Below are 16327 nucleotides of genomic sequence, written 5' to 3' on the forward strand. Positions count from 1 at the left end.
ATGAGTTGGATTAACTATTTTCGAATAGCACGGAGCAATTCAGCACGCACTGCTAAAGAACGATTACAAATTGTTATTGCCCATGAGCGGATAGATCGAGATAGCCCTTCTTATCTTCCTAGGTTAAAGCGAGATATCCTTGAAGTCATCCGGCGATATATAGCGGTTGATGAAGATCAGGTCAAAATTCAAATGGAGCAAGATGGAGATATGGATATACTTGCCCTGAATATCCAGCTACCTGATGTTGATTATTTTTCAGAACACTACACCCAACAAGCTTCTGAGCAATGATATATTTAGCTTCCAGCATCTGCGTTGTATAAATTCTTTCTATAGATGGATTCTTTTTTATATGCCCTCAGCCCCTCTTTAAATTTAATCATACATAAAATTTTTACTAAAATTAATTAAACAGTAGGCCCTATTATCTGTGATGGAGATTTTACTGTAGAGAGAGAGGTTTTTTGAGCAACTACATTGGGTAAAATAAGTTTAGCTGATTCTCTAATAGCACCACCAGTGCTCATCGATAGCCCTTTGTTATAACATTTAAGGGCTGCGTCTAAATCCCCCATTTTTTCAAAAACTTCACCCAGATCATGATAAGTCTCAGGTCTTGGAGCATAAGTAATGCTAGTCTCTAAATACTGCCGTGCTTTTCCCCATAAGCTGTTATGTTTAGCTATTCGTCCAAGGGTGAGCAGTAGCCACGGATTATTTCCATATTCAGAGACCCAAGCCTCCGCCCATGCTAACTGGGTTGTTTGATCATCTGATTGAATAATACCATAAAGATAAATTAGCTCATCACTCCAATTCTTGTTCAAGGCCTCTTGGAGAATCGGTTCCACTAAACCTTGATCGCCTCGGTCAAGTAGTGCATAAACATAAGCAGCTACAATTTGTGGGTGTTTTTGCAGATTGACGGGGATTGATTTCCACTCCTCTGCTAAATATACGCCGCTTCCACTACGTACTGCTTCCTGTAAGAGTTCAACATGCGCCATTACTTCTAATGACTGGGATTCTTCCTGATCTACTAAATGTCTCTTACGTAACTCAGGCAGTAATCTAAGTAGCTGTCCCCAATCTTGCTGCTGCAAATAAAGAGATTTAAGCAGTTTAAGCGGCTGAGGATGTCTTGGATCTATTGCTCTTAAATGATTAAGCGTAGCTAGTGCCTGATCAAACTGATCGCTATTGATTTGCAGTTCTGCCTGAGCAAGCTCAATGGCAAAATTAGCAATAGGCGCAGTTTCCCGAGCTAAGCTTAGATAACGATCCCGCCGTTCATAAGCTCCTTGATTTTGGGCAGCACGAGCAGCAGTAATATAATTAAATATTGGGGCACTACTATAAGTAATATCCTTAACTAAGGTATGCTCCGCTCGCTTCCAATTCCCTTCTTCTAGATCAATTAAACCTTCAATCAATAATTTATCTGCACGAGTAGCCCGCCACCGCTGCCGCAGTTCTCCTAGCCGCTGAGGCACATGCCATGTCTGAGCAATTAAACGTAAGAGAAAATATCCGCCAGTAAACACTAATCCTAACATGATTGCGGCTAAAACTAGGGTCATCTCCATCATCCATTGGCCATATCCCACAATAATATAGCCGGGATCATCACGAGCGATCAGACCTAAACTCACGCCCAAGATTAGAGCCATCAAGGCAAAAATGACTGTTTTCACGCCTCGCCTCCTTTGTGATCTATAGTAGGCTGTATTCCAGTCTGACTCCGTAAATCATTGAGTATTTTTAAGGATTGAGAGATATCGGGTAATGGAGGTTTTATCACTATCTTTTCTAGCTTCGTGAGGGTATTTCCCATAGCCTCAGATTCAGCTCCTTGGAAGTAATCCTGTAACCAATTTTTAGCTTGCCTAAGACTCTGTCGAAAACCACCCTCGTTTTTCTGTAGCAAGCTCAGCCGAGCTATCTCCAATTCAAATCGTAAATTTTGATAGAGAAAGTACCGCTCCTTTGGCAACAATATTAGCGCTCCTCCTTCCTTTTTATCTCGCTGCTTTACCACCACTAAATGCTGAAGATCACTCCAAATAGTGTATAAAAACTCCTTAGCTTTCCCAGCATAATCATTACTATCTGATTTTGCAGTCCGATCCTTATCAGTCGTTGATTTAGGTGCTGATTGATCTAGAATTATTTCTTTAAGCTTTAGCTCTTTCACCCGCCCGATAAGGCTATTGAGAGATAAAACCATACCATCTATATCAGGGATAGGGATTGCTTTTAAGGCATTAATCTCCTCCGTTAGCGTAGCTCGTACTGAAATTAAAGCCGGATCTGATGCATGATGAATAATTTGATCAGCCATTTGTAAAGCAGTTATAGCCGTTTTTACATCCTCCTCCAAATGCAATCGTTCGTTTGCAATACGAAGAAGGTAGGCAGCTTCAGCGATATCCCAATCTTCCGATTTCGAAGTTTTTCCTGGCTCCTTGCGAATAGCACGTAAATTAGATTCTAAGGCGGCTACTTCCTCCCGAATTATTTTAAGGCTGGCGCTAGTTTTAGTAGATTCATCTTTTAGATGGGTAACCTCTTGCTGAATTAAATCTTCCTTTTTCGATAAATGCGCTTCTACTTCAGTGGTTATACGTTGTTTTATTTGCTTATTAACCTGATCAAGTAATTCCTTGGATAAAGCTTCTCTCGCTCCTTGCTCTTTTTGAGCGAAAGATTGCGCATAGTAAGCCCCACCAGCAGCTACTAAAATTAAAGCAATAGCTAATATTAAAATTGCAAACCATAGGAAAAATTTACCTCGACCTGAAGGCATTCCTCCAAGTGCCGGTTGCTTCGTATATCTAACACGTGGAGCCTTTGGAAAAGAAATATCTTCCTCCATAGAATTATTATCCCCTGCTGACTCTGTTTTTGGTATTTCTGACTCTGATTTCGAGGCTGGTAAGTCGCTTTCCTCTACTATAGGCGCATCAGTTTTATTAAATGTTAGCTTTGCCAATGATATGGCTTTATTTTTCCCTTCATTTCGATATGCCGTTTTTGTATCTTGAGGCTCTAGAGAATTTTCTTCTTTATCGCTCATAGTCTATCCTCATGTTTAATCATAGCTTCTACAAGAGCAGTATCAGTGGGTTCTTGTGCCATCCAAACTTGAGTAAATCCAAGCTCTTTTGCTCGCTGCACTTGTCGAGTACCAATAACTACCAGAGGAGTCACATAAAGCTTCTCTAGTAAAGAATCATCAAGGAGACAGCAAAGATTCTCTAAAATAGTTTTACTCGTAGTCACAGCTATATCTACAGGACTATCGAGTAGATTTTGATGAAAATCAGCTACCGCTGCTGGAGAAGGCAGGCAGCGACGGTACACCTCTGCATATCTAACTTGAGCACCTCGCTGAATCAATGTTTCTGCCAAAAGTTCTCGTCCTCCATTACCGCGGAAAATAACAACTTGTTCTCCCTCCATATGCTGCCATTTCTCCATCGCTAGCAATGCCTCACTATCATAGCCAGAAGTAGGGCAAAGATGAGGATATAGCCTAAAAGCTGCTAAAGCTTGGGCTGTACCTTGCCCTATCACCGCAATGTTTAAATTCTTAGGCAGATCCCTTTGAGAAAATATGCGCTGCAACCCTTGTTCAACCGCATTAATACTTACAAATATAGCCCAATGAAAACCATCTAAGCGGCGAATAATTTCATCTACTGTAGAAAAATCCTCAGGATCAGAGATCTCTATTGTTGGAAAACGTAAAGCTTGCCCTCCCTCAGCCTCAATGAGCTGACATAGCTTTTTAGCCTGCTTCTCTGGTCGAGTCACTAATACCCGTAAGCCACAAAGCCGCCTTCCAAGTAGAATCTCTTTTTTAGTCACTATAGACCTCTGCCAAGATTTTATCCGCCCCTCGTTGTAGCAAATCCTCAGCCAAGGATATACCTAAATTTCTTGCTTCTTCAAATGTTCCCCACACTTCTCCTCGGATAACTTTACTCCCATTCGGCTGCCCTACTAAGGCTCGTAGCCGTAATTGCTTGCCGTCAATTTCAGCATAACCCGCGATAGGAACTTGACAGCCACCGGCAAGCCGTTCATTTAATGCTCGTTCGGCGGAAACTGTAATCCGGGTTGGAATATGTTCCAGTGGTGTTATCAGTTGTTCTATGGCGATATCATTTTTTCGGCATTCAATCCCAATAGCTCCCTGTCCAATAGCAGGAAGACTCATCTCAGGCATTAATATCTCTTGGATACGATCAGCTAAACCTAAGCGCTTTAAGCCTGCTGCTGCTAAAATTATGGCATCAAATTCATTATTATCTAGCTTAGATAAGCGGGTATTTACATTACCGCGTAGATCTAGTATCTGAAAATCAGGACGATGTTCATATATCTGGCTTTGTCGACGTAAGCTAGAAGTCCCCACCCGAGCCCCTTGTGGTAAGCCATTAAATTGCTGCCAATGGTTTGAAACAAAAGCATCTCTAGGATCTTCTCGCTGGCAAATGACTGCTATATGAAGATCATCAGGTAAGACTACCGGCACATCTTTCATAGAGTGAACGGCAATATCCGCTTCTCCATTGAGTAAGCCTTGCTCCAATTCCTTAACAAATAGCCCTTTACCCCCTACCTTAGCCAGAGGCGTATCTAAAATTTTATCCCCTTGTGTACTCATGCGAATAAATTCTATGCGCAAGCCAGGATATAGCTGGCATAATGAATTAGCCACATATTCAGCCTGCCATAAGGCAAGAAGGCTTTTACGGGTGGCAATACGGAGACAAGTCTTTGTACTCATAATAAAATAAACACTATTTCATACTAGCTTAGAGAATTAAAATAAAATCAATAATGGCATTAAAAAGCTTAATCAATAAAACCTTAAACCTAAAATTAGGCTACTAAGTAAAGCTTAAGCTTTTTTCAGCAAGACTGCTCATAAAATCCCTGAAAAACACCTCTATTGTAGTCATTTACTTTTCCACTTCAGCACACAAAGAGTATTATCTTATGAATCATAACACTGTCTATGATAAACCGTGGTCTGGCCGCTTTAAAGAGTCTACCGATTCCTTTGTTGAAAAGTTTACTGCCTCTATTAATTTTGACCATCGGCTGTACCAACAGGATATTTTAGGATCTATTGCCCATGCACATATGCTAGCTAAAGTAGAGGTACTCTCTACAGAAGAGCGTGATGCTATTGTGACAGGTCTAAAAACAATTGCACAAGATATTGATCATGGGAATTTCTCTTGGTCCGTAGCTCTTGAAGATGTGCATATGAATATTGAATCTGCACTGATTAAGCGTATTGGCCCAGTAGGAAAAAAACTTCATACCGGTCGCTCCAGAAACGATCAAGTCGCTACTGATATCCGTTTATACTTACGAGATGCTATAGATACTATTAACTCTCAACTGCTCCATCTGCAAAGATCCTTGCTCACTTTAGCTGAGCGTGAAGCGACAACAATTATGCCCGGATTCACTCACTTACAAACAGCACAACCCGTTACTTTTGGCCATCATCTTATGGCTTGGTTTGAGATGCTAACAAGGGACGCTGAACGATTTACTGATTGTCGCCGCCGGGTTAATGTCTCACCCTTAGGGGCAGCTGCGCTAGCTGGAACTACTTTTCCAATCGATCGTGCTTATACCGCTGAGCTGCTAGGGTTTAATGAAGTTGCGGAAAACTCATTAGATGCCGTTTCTGATCGAGATTTTGCTATTGAATTTGCCGCTGCGGGCGCACTTCTAATGACTCACCTATCTCGTTTTTCGGAAGAATTAATACTATGGTCCTCAGCTCAATTTGATTTTATTACCTTACCAGATCGCTTTTGTACTGGTTCCTCTATTATGCCGCAGAAGAAAAATCCTGATGTTCCAGAATTGGTAAGAGGAAAAACAGGTCGAGTTAATGGCCATTTAATCAGCCTTTTAACACTCATGAAAGGGCAACCCTTGGCCTACAATAAGGATAATCAGGAAGATAAGGAGCCTGTATTCGACACTATTGACACCCTTCTTGGATGTTTGCGAGCTTTTATCGATATGATTCCCGCAATTAAAACTAACCCTACCAAAATGCGCGAAGCCGCTACTAAAGGTTACGCTACTGCCACTGACTTTGCAGACTATCTAGTACGCAAAGGAGTTTCATTTCGAGATGCCCATGAAATAGTAGGAAAGGCCGTAGCCCTTGCTATTGATCAAGAAAAAGATCTATCAGCTCTTAGTTTAAAAACCTTCCAAGATCTTACCCCAGTTATTGACGAAGATGTTTTTAAAATCCTAACTCTAGAGGGTTCAGTAATGGCAAGAAATCATTTGGGAGGAACAGCCCCTACTCAAGTACAAGAGGCTATAAAACGAGCACATAAGAAATTAAATGCTATAGAAGAATATCAACTTAATCAGCCAAGTGTACTGCTTAGCCTATAAGTTCTTCAGGAAGACAGGAGCGACCATTACGAACAAACGGTGGCTTAACAATAATAGCAGGTACAGCTCGATCTCTAATCAAAACCTCACAGCTACTAGCACCAATAGGTACTTGAGCAAGTGCGATGGATCTATCTAAACTTGGAGAAAATCCACCACTTGTGACTACCCCTTCACCTAAATTGGTATTAACAAGCTGCCCATTACGCAATAGCCCTTTACCCTGCAGTAGTAATCCTACTTGTTGACGGGAGAGATGTTTTGCCGCAGTTTCTAGGGCGTGACGGCCTATAAAATTTCGATCGGCTGGCGCTAAAGCCACTGTCCAGCCCAGCCCTGACTCCAAGGGAGTCGTCTCTTCATTCATATCCGTGCCATAAAGGGACATTCCCGCTTCTAATCTCAAAGTATCCCGCGCTCCAAGACCACAGGGCGCTACAGTGTTATTTACCATATGCTGCCACCAATCTTGAGCGACTACCCCCGGTAATAGCAGCTCATATCCATCTTCTCCGGTGTAGCCAGTGCGGGCAATAAACAAATTATCTTTCCAAATAGCGTGAAACCGTTTAAGATTTACCGCTTTTTCCTTTAAATCTGCCGGTAACTGTTCATGAACCTTAGCTCGTGCCTCTGGCCCTTGTATTGCAATCATGGCCAAATCAGGGCGCTCTTCAATCTGTACCTTAAAGGGAGTGGCATGAGATTTGATCCAAGCTAAATTCTTATCCCGAGTGCCAGCATTAGATACTATGCGGAATTCCTGCTCAGCTATGAAGTAAACAATAAGATCATCAATCACCCCTCCACGCTCATTAAGCATGCAACCATAAAGCGCAGCACCCAGGATAGTTAAGCGATCTACGTTATTTGCCAGCAGCTGGCGTAAAAAAGGCCGCACCTGCTCGCCCTTAAAATCAATAATTGCCATATGAGAGACATCAAATATTCCAGCATTTTGGCGCACTTGATGATGCTCAGTCACTTGGGATCCATAATGCAGAGGCATCTCCCAGCCAGAAAAATCGACTATCCGAGCACCCGATGCGCGATGTAGATCAAATAACGGTGTACGTTTTCCCACTGCCAATCCTCCTTCCTAGTATATTATTTAGTAAATCATTCAAAGCTATTACCATTATACTGTTTGGAGTTTCGCCATGACTAGCTGCGGCTTAGTCCATCTTCGCCTTGCTAGTCTAGAGAATTCGCGTTTCTTAGCAGTCCTTGAGCGGCAGCTAGGCCGCAGCTCTTGGAGTCTTTACCGCTCCACGCGCTTTATCAGTTCCGGCGCTCCCCGCTGTATCAAACATCAAATTTTTAGCCGCGTTAATATCCCTATCGTGTGTCTTCCCACAATCAGGACAGCGCCACTCACGTATTTTAAGAGCATCTCCTGCTGATACAATCCGCACCCGCTACAGGTTTTGCTAGTGCGGTCCACGATAATCACCTCACGACCAGTCCATTGAGCTTTATATTCAAGCTGTCTTCTCAGTTCATACAAGTCACTATCGGCCACTGCTTTACTCAAGCAACGATTCCTCAACATCCCTTTGATATGCCAATCTTCCAGTGTAATACAATTGGATTGCAAAATGGCAAGAGAAATGTTAAACGTCCGTATCAACTCCGACCTCAAGAAGCAGCTCCAAGCACTAGCGAAGAGGGAAAACAGGCCGCTGTCCAATCTGGTCGAGACGGTGCTGATACAGTACGCGAAACGCGAATTTATGGCGAAACAGCACTAAATTCAACTAAACTCCCCTTTGCTGTCCAGTAATAATGATGTCAAATATATCCGGTCATTCATCATTGATAGCCACGAGGAATGTTCGTAAGTGTTTCTATAAAGAAAACCACTTGTTACAGTGTTATAGGGTGGGTCTATATGAGAACATCTAACATTGCCTTTATACCGCTCCTGCAATAAATTCAATGCCTGAAAGTTTCCAGAATGAATGAGCAAACCATCGCACTGCTCATCAAAATCATCGATGCTGGCAAGTAGTTAGGCTTTAAAGTCTTCATCAAAAAAACGGGTGTCGAGCACGAGGTTTTGATTGGCCTGTAAAAACTCCAGCGTAAGTATCACTATGAGCAGGCCTAGTTAAATCGCTTTGTATTTCATCAATGGCAAATAACTCTATCCATGCTTGCCAGCTGGGCTTCGTTAACAGTTAGCGGGTACAGCGCTTGGGGCATGCGATTGGGGGTGATGCAGTAGTGGGTTTCAATAATGAATTTTTTCTTCAGCCAGAGCTTTTTCTGAAAATCCTCAAGCTGGGCCAGAAAGTCGATGAGCTTATGGGCAATTTTGCGCAGCACCTTAACTTTGGCCAGATAGCTTTCAACTGTCGGGGCATTGGCGTTCTCAATATCGTCGAGGCGCATCATGAAGCTTTGATCGTCAAAATGGGCATGATCTTGCAATATATGCCGAGTGACGGCCCAAAATAAACAGCCAATACGATCCAGCTGCGCCTGAGTGCTAGCTAGATTCACTTTTAGGCGGTTATGTACATCTTCATCGAAATGCTCCAAGAGCATTTTCCAATCGTCATCAATCTCTTCATCGGAAATCAAAAAATCTAAAATGTTCGCATTCTCCTTAGCTTCGCTCTTTAGCTTCAGTAGGCGATTACACATGACCTCAAATGTTCTGGCAACAGCATGGGGTGAGGATGCAAGTACTTTTCGAACAATCAGTATGATCAGGTGTTTTTGCTCAGATGGAAGTCCATAGGTGTCATCGCGCATGAGATAGCTGGAAACCGCTTCATACAGCTGGTGCTCTTGCCTCCGTAGGCTTGAACGGTCGGGTAATAAGTTTGCGCTCGGTGTAATGCACAAACTCATTGACTTGGCTACGTAGCGAACACCAGCAGAACGTGTCCAAGCGTTCTCGTAGACTAGAAATATCCCTGCCATTACTAATGTATTGAGTTTTGAAAGATGCTAAATCACCAAATAGCCGCTCATCGATCAGGGTTGAAAGGCCATAGAGTTCGAGTAGGGATTTTGTAGCGGTGTCGCCGTCAGAAGGAGTTTTTTACGATTTTCTGTCGCCCAGCGAATACGCTGGCCTAATCGATTACTTTCACGATAAACGTTGCGGAGCTTATGGGCTTCATCAATGACTGCTAGATCCCAACTGATTTGTTTGAGCTCTTCTGCTTTGCTAGCGGCAAAGTGCATGAAACAAATGATGATTTGCTTGTCCCTGAACGGACTCGGAACGCCAAGCTTTTGCTGGTCTTTATAGGTTTTAGCATCCAGAACAATGGATGGCAGGTTGAACTTTTCGGAAAGCTCCAGTGTCCACTGCTTCCGGAGTGAGGCGGGGCTGATCACGAGAATATTCCGCCTGCCCTCGGCTCAGCATTGGCATAGCACCAGATCGGCTTCAATGGTTTTACCAAGGCCAACTTCATCAGCAAGCAACACCCTTTGATACGGCATAGTGATGGAGCCTTTGCAACCTGTACAAACTTACCGCTTGTACCTTTCAACATTGCACTCGCACCGACAACTATCCCAATGTAGGAACTCTTTATGCACTACTGTGTCCCAGTATATCGGCTAACATAAAAATAGCATCAAGCAACTTGGTTTCCCTAGCTTGATAGAGTCAGTTATAATCAACTACAGCAGATAAAGATAGAAAATATTCTTTATTCCACAGTTACAGACTTAGCAAGGTTACGAGGTTGATCCACATCTGTTCCCTTAATAATAGCTACATGATAAGCCAATAACTGCAAAGGAATTGTATGGACAATAGGTGCGGTTTCATCTTCTACAGGTAGCATCTCTAAGACTTTCATCCCGGTACTGGATTTGACTTTTGCAGTATGATCAGCAAATACATAAAGTCGCCCGCCCCGAGCTTGGACTTCCTGTAAATTAGATTTTAATTTCTCCAACAGCTGATCATTAGGTGCCACAGCAACTACAGGTATATCTGCATCTATCAAAGCTAGCGGACCATGCTTAAGCTCTCCAGCGGGATATGCCTCAGCATGAATATAGGAAATTTCTTTAAGCTTTAATGACCCCTCCATGGCAATGGGGTAATGCGCTCCGCGCCCTAAGAATATAGCATTGCGAATCTCTGAAAACTGCCCAGAAAGCTCTTGGATAGCTGGGTTTAATTTCAGTGCTTGTTCCACTCGAGCCGGTAGCACAACGAGGTGTGATACAAGGCGGGCTTCTTCTTCCGTTGTTAGCTTGCGTCGGCGCCCTAAAACAATAACCAGTAATAATAACGCTACCAACTGGGTAGTAAAAGCTTTAGTAGAGGCCACACCAATCTCAGGACCTGCGCGGGTTATCAATGTTAAATCAGATTCCCGTACCAGTGAGCTTTCTGGAACATTACAGATACTTAAGCTGGAACCAAACCCTAATCGCTTCGCCTCTTTAAGCGCCGCAATGGTATCTGCGGTTTCACCTGACTGAGATAAAGCGACTACCAAAGTATGATCGGTAACTACTGGAGAGCGGTATCGAAATTCACTGGCGATTTCCACTTGACAAGGGATATTTGCGATGGATTCCAGCCAGTAACGGCCTACCATACCCGCATGGTAGCTTGTTCCACAGGCCAATATAAGAACAGATTGAGTGTTATCCAATATTTCTGCTGCTTTAGGGCCAAAGGCTTCATCTAAAACCCGATGGCCGCTAATTCGACCCTCTAAGGTTTCACTAATTGCCCTTGGCTGCTCAAAAATTTCTTTGAGCATATAATGGCGAAATTGGCCTTTCTCTACCGCATCTGCCTGTAATTCACTTTCCCGGATTGGCCGGTCAACAATCTGACCGTTAGCGTTATAAATAGTAATACGCTCCTGAGTCAGCTCTACGACATCCCCTTCTTCTAAAAAAATAAAACGCTGAGTTACTGGAAGCAATGCTGCCACATCTGAGGCAATAAAGTACTCTCCAATACCTATCCCAATAACCAAAGGACTACCTCGACGAGCAGCGACTAAATGATTAGTATCTTTGGCTGAAATTACACCTAATGAATAAGCGCCTTTAAGGTCCTTAAGCGTATGTTGAACCGCGGCTAAAAGGCTATCGTGATGATTTAGGTAATGGTAAATCTGATGAACAATGACTTCTGTATCTGTATCTGAAGTAAATTCAAAACCTGCCACCTGTTGCTGAGATTTTAATTCTTCGTAGTTTTCAATAATACCATTGTGAACTAGAGCAACTGTCTGACGACAAATATGAGGATGAGCGTTAGACTCACTTGGCTTCCCATGGGTTGCCCAACGGGTATGAGCAATACCAGTATTGCCATTAAGTGCTGCATCCAAAAGACCTTTCTCAAGCTCAGCTACTTTTCCTTTCCGTCGCACCCGCTGAAAGCCAGCGCTCTCTCCATCAATAACGACCATTCCAGCAGAATCGTAGCCACGATATTCTAGACGCCGTAACCCCTCCAAAAGAATCGGGACTACATTTCTCTGCGCAACTGCCCCGACGATACCACACATTATCCTTACTCCTCTTTTGCTATCAATAAAGTTGATTAACTTTTATCTACTTAAAACTCTATTTCTAAACTAGCAGCTACTCACTATAGCGTCTTAATTTCTTTTATCTTTAGTAGGCCGCTTCCATTTAGGACGTGTTTGCTGCGATGATCGACTTAATGTTAGCTCTCCTGGCGGAGTATCACGGGTAATAGTACTACCTGCACCAATAGTGGCGCCTACTCCAATTTTTACTGGGGCTATTAGCTGAGTATCCGAGCCGATGAAAGCATTATCTTCAATGATTGTATGATGTTTATTAGCGCCATCATAATTACAGGTAATAGTACCAGCGCCAACATTGACTTCTTTACCCACAGTAGCATCACCAATATAACTTAGGTGGTTAATCTTTGAATTTTTGCCAATAGCTGATTTCTTAATTTCTACAAAATTACCAATATGAGTTTTCTCACTCAGTACTGTTTCAGGTCGAATACGGGCAAACGGGCCAATTCGAGCCTGGGTATCAACAATAGCCCCCTCAATAACACAGTTAGCGAACACTTCAACCCCCGCTTCTAATACTGTATCGCGAATATAGCAATTTGGTCCAATTTTAACGTTATCCCCAAGCACTACTTGACCTTCAAGAATTACATTAACATCAATATAGATATCTTGCCCAGCCTTTAATTCACCCCGTAGATCAAAACGCTCTGGATCGCTAAAACTGATGCCCTCTTGCATTAAACGAGTAACTTCTCGTGCTTGATACGTACGTTCTAAATGCGCAAGCTGCTTGCGATCGTTCACACCCATTACTTCTATAGAATCTGATACTGATACTGTAGTGACTCTGCCGCCTTCAATAATAGTTTGCTCTATAGTGTCTGTAAGGTAGTATTCTCCTTGAGCGTTATTATTACTAATTTTAGGGATAATTTGCTCTAAATAATGAGATTCAATAGCCATAATGCCGGTATTAACTTCCCGTACCTCGCGTTGAGCTGCGTTAGCGTCAGCTTCTTCAACGATCTTAGCAACCTCTCCAGATTTATCTCTAATAATTCGGCCATAACCTGTCGGATTAGACAATTCAACAGTAACTAACCCCACTCTTCTCTCACCCACTACCGTAAGTAGCTCTTGCAGAGTCTCAACCCCAACCAAGGGAACATCGCCATAAAGCACTAAGATCATCGAATTTTGATTTATATAAGGCAAAGCTTGAGCCACAGCATGCCCTGTACCGAGCTGCAACTCTTGTTGTACCCAAATAATATCTTTCTCACTGATAGCCTTTGGAACAGTCTCTCCACCATGGCCATACACTATAATAATCTGATCTGGGTTTAACTGACGCGCCTTTGTTATTACATGGCTAAGTAGTGGTCGCCCTGCTAACCGATGAAGTACCTTTGGCAAAGTAGAACGCATTCGCGTCCCTTGTCCTGCGGCAAGAATTATGATGCTAACAGCCATTATTCCCCCATTAAATCTTAAAATATTTTCTAATACTTTAAAGAAAAATAAGCTTATTTATAGAAATTAGTCCTTAAAAGTAAAAAGGCTGTCAGTTGACAGCCTTTTATCCAACATAATAATTAACTACCTACCTTCTATGGCCTAGCTGCTTACGAATTCTCTCAATAGCCCTAAGCTGGGCAATAGCTTCAGCTAGCTCTGCTTGAGCTCGAGCATAATCCATCTTACCTTTTTTATCTCTAAGTGCATCTTCCGCTCGCTGTTTAGCTTCTAAAGCAGCTGCCTCATCAATATCCGCAGCTCGCTGTGCAGTATCAGCTAATACTGTTACTACATAAGGCTGAATCTCGAGTAATCCTCCCGAAATATAAAAAAAATCTTCTTGGCCATTAGCGCCCTGAACACGGACTTCTCCGGGTTTGAGGCGAGTCAGCAGAGGGGTATGCTGAGGCATAATACCTACTTCTCCCATCTCTGCTGGTGCAAATACCATACTAGCTGTTCCAGAAAAGATCTCCCGTTCAGCACTTACAATATCAATCTGCATTACCGCGGCCATTCTTCTCTCCTACCTATATTTCATCTAGATCTTCTTAGCCTTTTCTACCGCTTCATCAATAGTACCGACCATATAGAAAGCTTGCTCTGGTAGGTGATCATACTCTCCTTCAACGATACCCTTGAAACTCTGAATTGTTTCTTTAAGGGGTACGTATTTTCCTGGGCTACCTGTAAAAACTTCAGCCACAAAAAAAGGCTGGGAAAGGAAGCGTTGGATCTTTCTCGCTCTGGCCACTATGAGTTTATCCTCCTCAGACAACTCATCCATGCCAAGGATGGCAATAATATCCTTAAGCTCTTTATATCTTTGCAAATTACCCTGTACAGTCCGTGCTACTTGATAGTGCTCCTGCCCAACAATAAGAGGATCAAGCTGACGACTAGTAGAATCAAGAGGATCTACAGCAGGATATATTCCTAGCTCTGCAATCTGACGGGACAACACTACTGTAGCATCTAAGTGAGCAAAGGTAGTCGCTGGAGAAGGATCAGTAAGATCATCTGCAGGTACATACACTGCTTGAATAGAGGTAATAGATCCTGTCTTAGTTGAGGTAATACGCTCCTGCAAAACACCCATTTCCTCAGCAAGTGTAGGTTGATAACCCACCGCAGATGGCATTCTACCAAGAAGTGCAGAAACCTCTGTACCTGCTAAGGTGTAACGGTAAATATTATCTATAAACAACAATACATCACGGCCTTCTTCACGGAAATACTCCGCCATAGTAAGACCTGTTAATGCAACTCTTAGGCGATTTCCAGGCGGCTCATTCATCTGCCCATAGACTAGAGAAACCTTATCTAATACTTGGGATTCTTTCATCTCATGATAAAAATCATTACCTTCTCGAGTACGCTCACCAACCCCTGCAAATACTGAATACCCAGAATGTTCAGTAGCAATGTTGCGGATAAGCTCCATCATATTAACCGTCTTACCCACACCAGCACCTCCGAAGAGGCCTACTTTACCCCCTTTTGCAAATGGGCAAACTAAATCAATAACCTTAATACCTGTTTCTAATAACTCAGTAGCTGGAGCTAGCTCCTCATAAGCAGGCGCTTTTCGGTGAATTGGCCAACGTGCCTCCTCTCCAATCACTCCTACTCCATCTACTGGGTTACCAAGTACATCCATTATTCGCCCTAGAGTTTTATTTCCAACAGGTACTGAAATAGGCGATCCAGTACTAGTTACTACCATTCCACGGCGTAAACCATCAGAGCTTCCCATTGCAATAGTGCGTACTACCCCATCCCCAAGCTGTTGCTGTACTTCTAGAGTCAGACCAACTTCATCAATACTCAAGGCATCATGAACTTTTGGTATAGCTTCGCGTGGAAATTCCACATCAATTACTGCGCCAATGATTTGCACAGTTTTTCCAATGCTCATAATCTATTTTTCCTCTTAGCGATAATTAGTATATCTCTGTTATCTTATTTATAACTTGGGTTTATGGCTGGTATCAAAGAGCAGCGGCACCACTCACAATCTCTGAGAGCTCCTGCGTAATAGCTGCCTGTCTAGCTTTATTATAAGCTAACTGAAGATCGCCAATAAGGCTTCCAGCATTATCCGAAGCAGCTTTCATAGCAACCATTCTAGCAGCCTGTTCACAAGCAATATTTTCTACCACACCTTGATAAACAAGTGATTCTATATATCGAGCTAGTAACTGATCCAAAATTTGGTTAGCCTCTGGCTCATAGAGATAATCCCAATAGTGTTTTAATTTCTCATCTATCTCTATAGTATTAATGGGCAATAGCTGCTCTATGATTGGGCGTTGGGTCATCGTATTGACGAACTCATTGAACGCTAAGTAAAGACGATCAATATTCTCGTCTTGATAGCTATTAAGCATTACCTTGATAGTCCCGATAAGATCTTCTACTCGAGGGCTATCTCCAAGATGAGTTGCTTGTGCTACAATCTGTCCACCAAACCGACGAAAAAAAGTGCTGGCTTTTTGGCCAATAGTACATAACTCAATTGGCACTCCTTTTTCATCCCACTCCCGCATAGATCTTAAAAGAGTCCTAAATAAGTTAGTATTTAAGCCGCCACATAACCCTCTGTCGCTGGATGTAATAATAAACCCTACCTTCTTTAGCTCACGGCCAGCTAAATACGGATGCCGGTACTCTGGATGAGCTTGAGCTAAATGATGGATTACATTGCGAATTTTTCCTGCATACGGGCGAGATGATCTCATTCTGTCCTGAGCTTTACGCATTTTACTCGCTGCTACCATCTCCATGGCTCGAGTAATTTTTTGCGTATTTTTAACACTAGCAATCTTACCGCGTATTTCTTTACCGCTAGCCATGGA

16 protein-coding genes and 1 pseudogene are annotated in these 16327 nt (G+C 42.7%); 3 read left to right on the plus strand and 14 right to left on the minus strand.

Annotated features, from left to right (window positions below):
- A complete protein-coding gene (gene minE, locus TAO_RS09340; RefSeq protein WP_096527651.1) occupies nucleotides 1–294 on the plus strand; it encodes a cell division topological specificity factor MinE in 294 nt (97 codons plus the stop codon).
- Nucleotides 295–410: 116 nt separating this feature from the next.
- Here the strand turns inward: minE and TAO_RS09345 are convergent, their stop codons facing one another.
- From TAO_RS09345 to hemC, 4 genes are read right to left on the minus strand one after another with little or no spacing between them, the layout of a single operon-like run.
- A complete protein-coding gene (locus TAO_RS09345; protein WP_096527652.1) occupies nucleotides 411–1697 on the minus strand; it encodes a heme biosynthesis protein HemY in 1287 nt (428 codons plus the stop codon).
- Complete coding sequence (locus TAO_RS09350; protein ID WP_096527653.1) at nucleotides 1694–3079, minus strand: uroporphyrinogen-III C-methyltransferase; 1386 nt, start codon at nucleotides 3077–3079, stop codon at nucleotides 1694–1696. The genes TAO_RS09345 and TAO_RS09350 overlap by 4 nt, the downstream gene beginning before the upstream one ends.
- Nucleotides 3076–3873 (minus strand): uroporphyrinogen-III synthase, encoded by a 798-nt coding sequence (locus TAO_RS09355; protein WP_096527654.1) that lies wholly within the window; start codon nucleotides 3871–3873, stop codon nucleotides 3076–3078. Before TAO_RS09355 ends, TAO_RS09350 begins: the two co-directional genes overlap by 4 nt.
- Nucleotides 3866–4798 carry a hydroxymethylbilane synthase gene (hemC, locus tag TAO_RS09360; protein WP_096527655.1) on the minus strand — a complete coding sequence of 311 codons (933 nt, stop codon included), beginning with the start codon at nucleotides 4796–4798 and terminating at the stop codon, nucleotides 3866–3868. Before hemC ends, TAO_RS09355 begins: the two co-directional genes overlap by 8 nt.
- A gap of 212 nt (nucleotides 4799–5010) precedes the next feature.
- Between hemC and argH the strand changes: the two genes are divergently transcribed.
- Nucleotides 5011–6450 (plus strand): argininosuccinate lyase, encoded by a 1440-nt coding sequence (gene argH, locus TAO_RS09365; protein ID WP_096527656.1) that lies wholly within the window; start codon nucleotides 5011–5013, stop codon nucleotides 6448–6450.
- Here the strand turns inward: argH and gcvT are convergent.
- From gcvT to TAO_RS10180, 3 genes and pseudogenes are all read right to left on the minus strand, one after another.
- Nucleotides 6440–7534: a glycine cleavage system aminomethyltransferase GcvT gene (gene gcvT / locus TAO_RS09370; RefSeq protein ID WP_096527657.1), complete on the minus strand. Its 1095-nt coding sequence runs from the start codon at nucleotides 7532–7534 to the stop codon at nucleotides 6440–6442. The two genes, argH and gcvT, sit on opposite strands and share 11 nt — an antisense overlap.
- 154 nt (nucleotides 7535–7688) lie before the next feature.
- Nucleotides 7689–7865 (minus strand): zinc ribbon domain-containing protein, encoded by a 177-nt coding sequence (locus tag TAO_RS10105; protein ID WP_269459397.1) that lies wholly within the window; start codon nucleotides 7863–7865, stop codon nucleotides 7689–7691.
- A gap of 35 nt (nucleotides 7866–7900) precedes the next feature.
- Nucleotides 7901–7948: pseudogene (locus TAO_RS10180) on the minus strand (hypothetical protein); the annotation flags it as partial.
- Between the two features lie 63 nt (nucleotides 7949–8011).
- Between TAO_RS10180 and TAO_RS10185 the strand changes: the two are divergent.
- Nucleotides 8012–8233, plus strand: a complete 222-nt coding sequence (locus TAO_RS10185) for a hypothetical protein (RefSeq protein ID WP_456297765.1) — start codon at nucleotides 8012–8014, stop codon at nucleotides 8231–8233.
- Nucleotides 8234–8580: 347 nt separating this feature from the next.
- Here the strand turns inward: TAO_RS10185 and TAO_RS09785 are convergent, their stop codons facing one another.
- The 7 genes from TAO_RS09785 to atpG all read right to left on the minus strand — a co-directional run bounded on the left by TAO_RS09785 (nucleotide 8581) and on the right by atpG (nucleotide 16324).
- Complete coding sequence (locus TAO_RS09785; RefSeq protein ID WP_197702540.1) at nucleotides 8581–9309, minus strand: hypothetical protein; 729 nt, start codon at nucleotides 9307–9309, stop codon at nucleotides 8581–8583.
- Nucleotides 9310–9435: 126 nt separating this feature from the next.
- Entirely contained in the window at nucleotides 9436–9804 is a 369-nt protein-coding gene (locus tag TAO_RS09790; RefSeq protein WP_197702541.1) for an SNF2-related protein, read from the minus strand.
- Nucleotides 9805–10124: 320 nt separating this feature from the next.
- Complete coding sequence (glmS, locus tag TAO_RS09390; protein ID WP_096527659.1) at nucleotides 10125–11960, minus strand: glutamine--fructose-6-phosphate transaminase (isomerizing); 1836 nt, start codon at nucleotides 11958–11960, stop codon at nucleotides 10125–10127.
- 93 nt (nucleotides 11961–12053) lie between these two features.
- On the minus strand, nucleotides 12054–13424 hold the full coding sequence (gene glmU / locus TAO_RS09395) for a bifunctional UDP-N-acetylglucosamine diphosphorylase/glucosamine-1-phosphate N-acetyltransferase GlmU (protein ID WP_096527660.1): 1371 nt from the start codon (nucleotides 13422–13424) through the stop codon (nucleotides 12054–12056).
- Nucleotides 13425–13554: 130 nt separating this feature from the next.
- Nucleotides 13555–13986, minus strand: a complete 432-nt coding sequence (locus TAO_RS09400; protein WP_096527661.1) for a F0F1 ATP synthase subunit epsilon — start codon at nucleotides 13984–13986, stop codon at nucleotides 13555–13557.
- Nucleotides 13987–14010: 24 nt separating this feature from the next.
- The gene (gene atpD, locus TAO_RS09405) at nucleotides 14011–15387 is read right to left on the minus strand and encodes a F0F1 ATP synthase subunit beta (RefSeq protein ID WP_096527662.1); all 1377 of its coding nucleotides are present in this window, start codon (nucleotides 15385–15387) and stop codon (nucleotides 14011–14013) included.
- Between the two features lie 73 nt (nucleotides 15388–15460).
- Nucleotides 15461–16324, minus strand: a complete 864-nt coding sequence (atpG, locus tag TAO_RS09410) for a F0F1 ATP synthase subunit gamma (RefSeq protein ID WP_096527663.1) — start codon at nucleotides 16322–16324, stop codon at nucleotides 15461–15463.
- Nucleotides 16325–16327: the final 3 nt, after the last annotated feature.

Source organism: Candidatus Nitrosoglobus terrae (assembly GCF_002356115.1).
GTDB classification, from domain to species: Bacteria; Pseudomonadota; Gammaproteobacteria; order Nitrosococcales; family Nitrosococcaceae; genus Nitrosoglobus; species Nitrosoglobus terrae.

Coding starts and splice junctions, on each gene's coding strand:
- argH (WP_096527656.1), top strand. CDS start 5,011: ATGAATCATAACACTGTCTATGATAAACCGTGGTCTGGCCGCTTTAAA.
- glmU (WP_096527660.1), bottom strand. CDS start 13,424: ATGGCTGTTAGCATCATAATTCTTGCCGCAGGACAAGGGACGCGAATG.
- TAO_RS09400 (WP_096527661.1), bottom strand. CDS start 13,986: ATGGCCGCGGTAATGCAGATTGATATTGTAAGTGCTGAACGGGAGATC.
- hemC (WP_096527655.1), bottom strand. CDS start 4,798: ATGAGTACAAAGACTTGTCTCCGTATTGCCACCCGTAAAAGCCTTCTT.
- TAO_RS09350 (WP_096527653.1), bottom strand. CDS start 3,079: ATGAGCGATAAAGAAGAAAATTCTCTAGAGCCTCAAGATACAAAAACG.
- atpG (WP_096527663.1), bottom strand. CDS start 16,324: ATGGCTAGCGGTAAAGAAATACGCGGTAAGATTGCTAGTGTTAAAAAT.
- TAO_RS09785 (WP_197702540.1), bottom strand. CDS start 9,309: ATGAGTTTGTGCATTACACCGAGCGCAAACTTATTACCCGACCGTTCA.
- glmS (WP_096527659.1), bottom strand. CDS start 11,960: ATGTGTGGTATCGTCGGGGCAGTTGCGCAGAGAAATGTAGTCCCGATT.
- minE (WP_096527651.1), top strand. CDS start 1: ATGAGTTGGATTAACTATTTTCGAATAGCACGGAGCAATTCAGCACGC.
- TAO_RS10185 (WP_456297765.1), top strand. CDS start 8,012: ATGCCAATCTTCCAGTGTAATACAATTGGATTGCAAAATGGCAAGAGA.
- atpD (WP_096527662.1), bottom strand. CDS start 15,387: ATGAGCATTGGAAAAACTGTGCAAATCATTGGCGCAGTAATTGATGTG.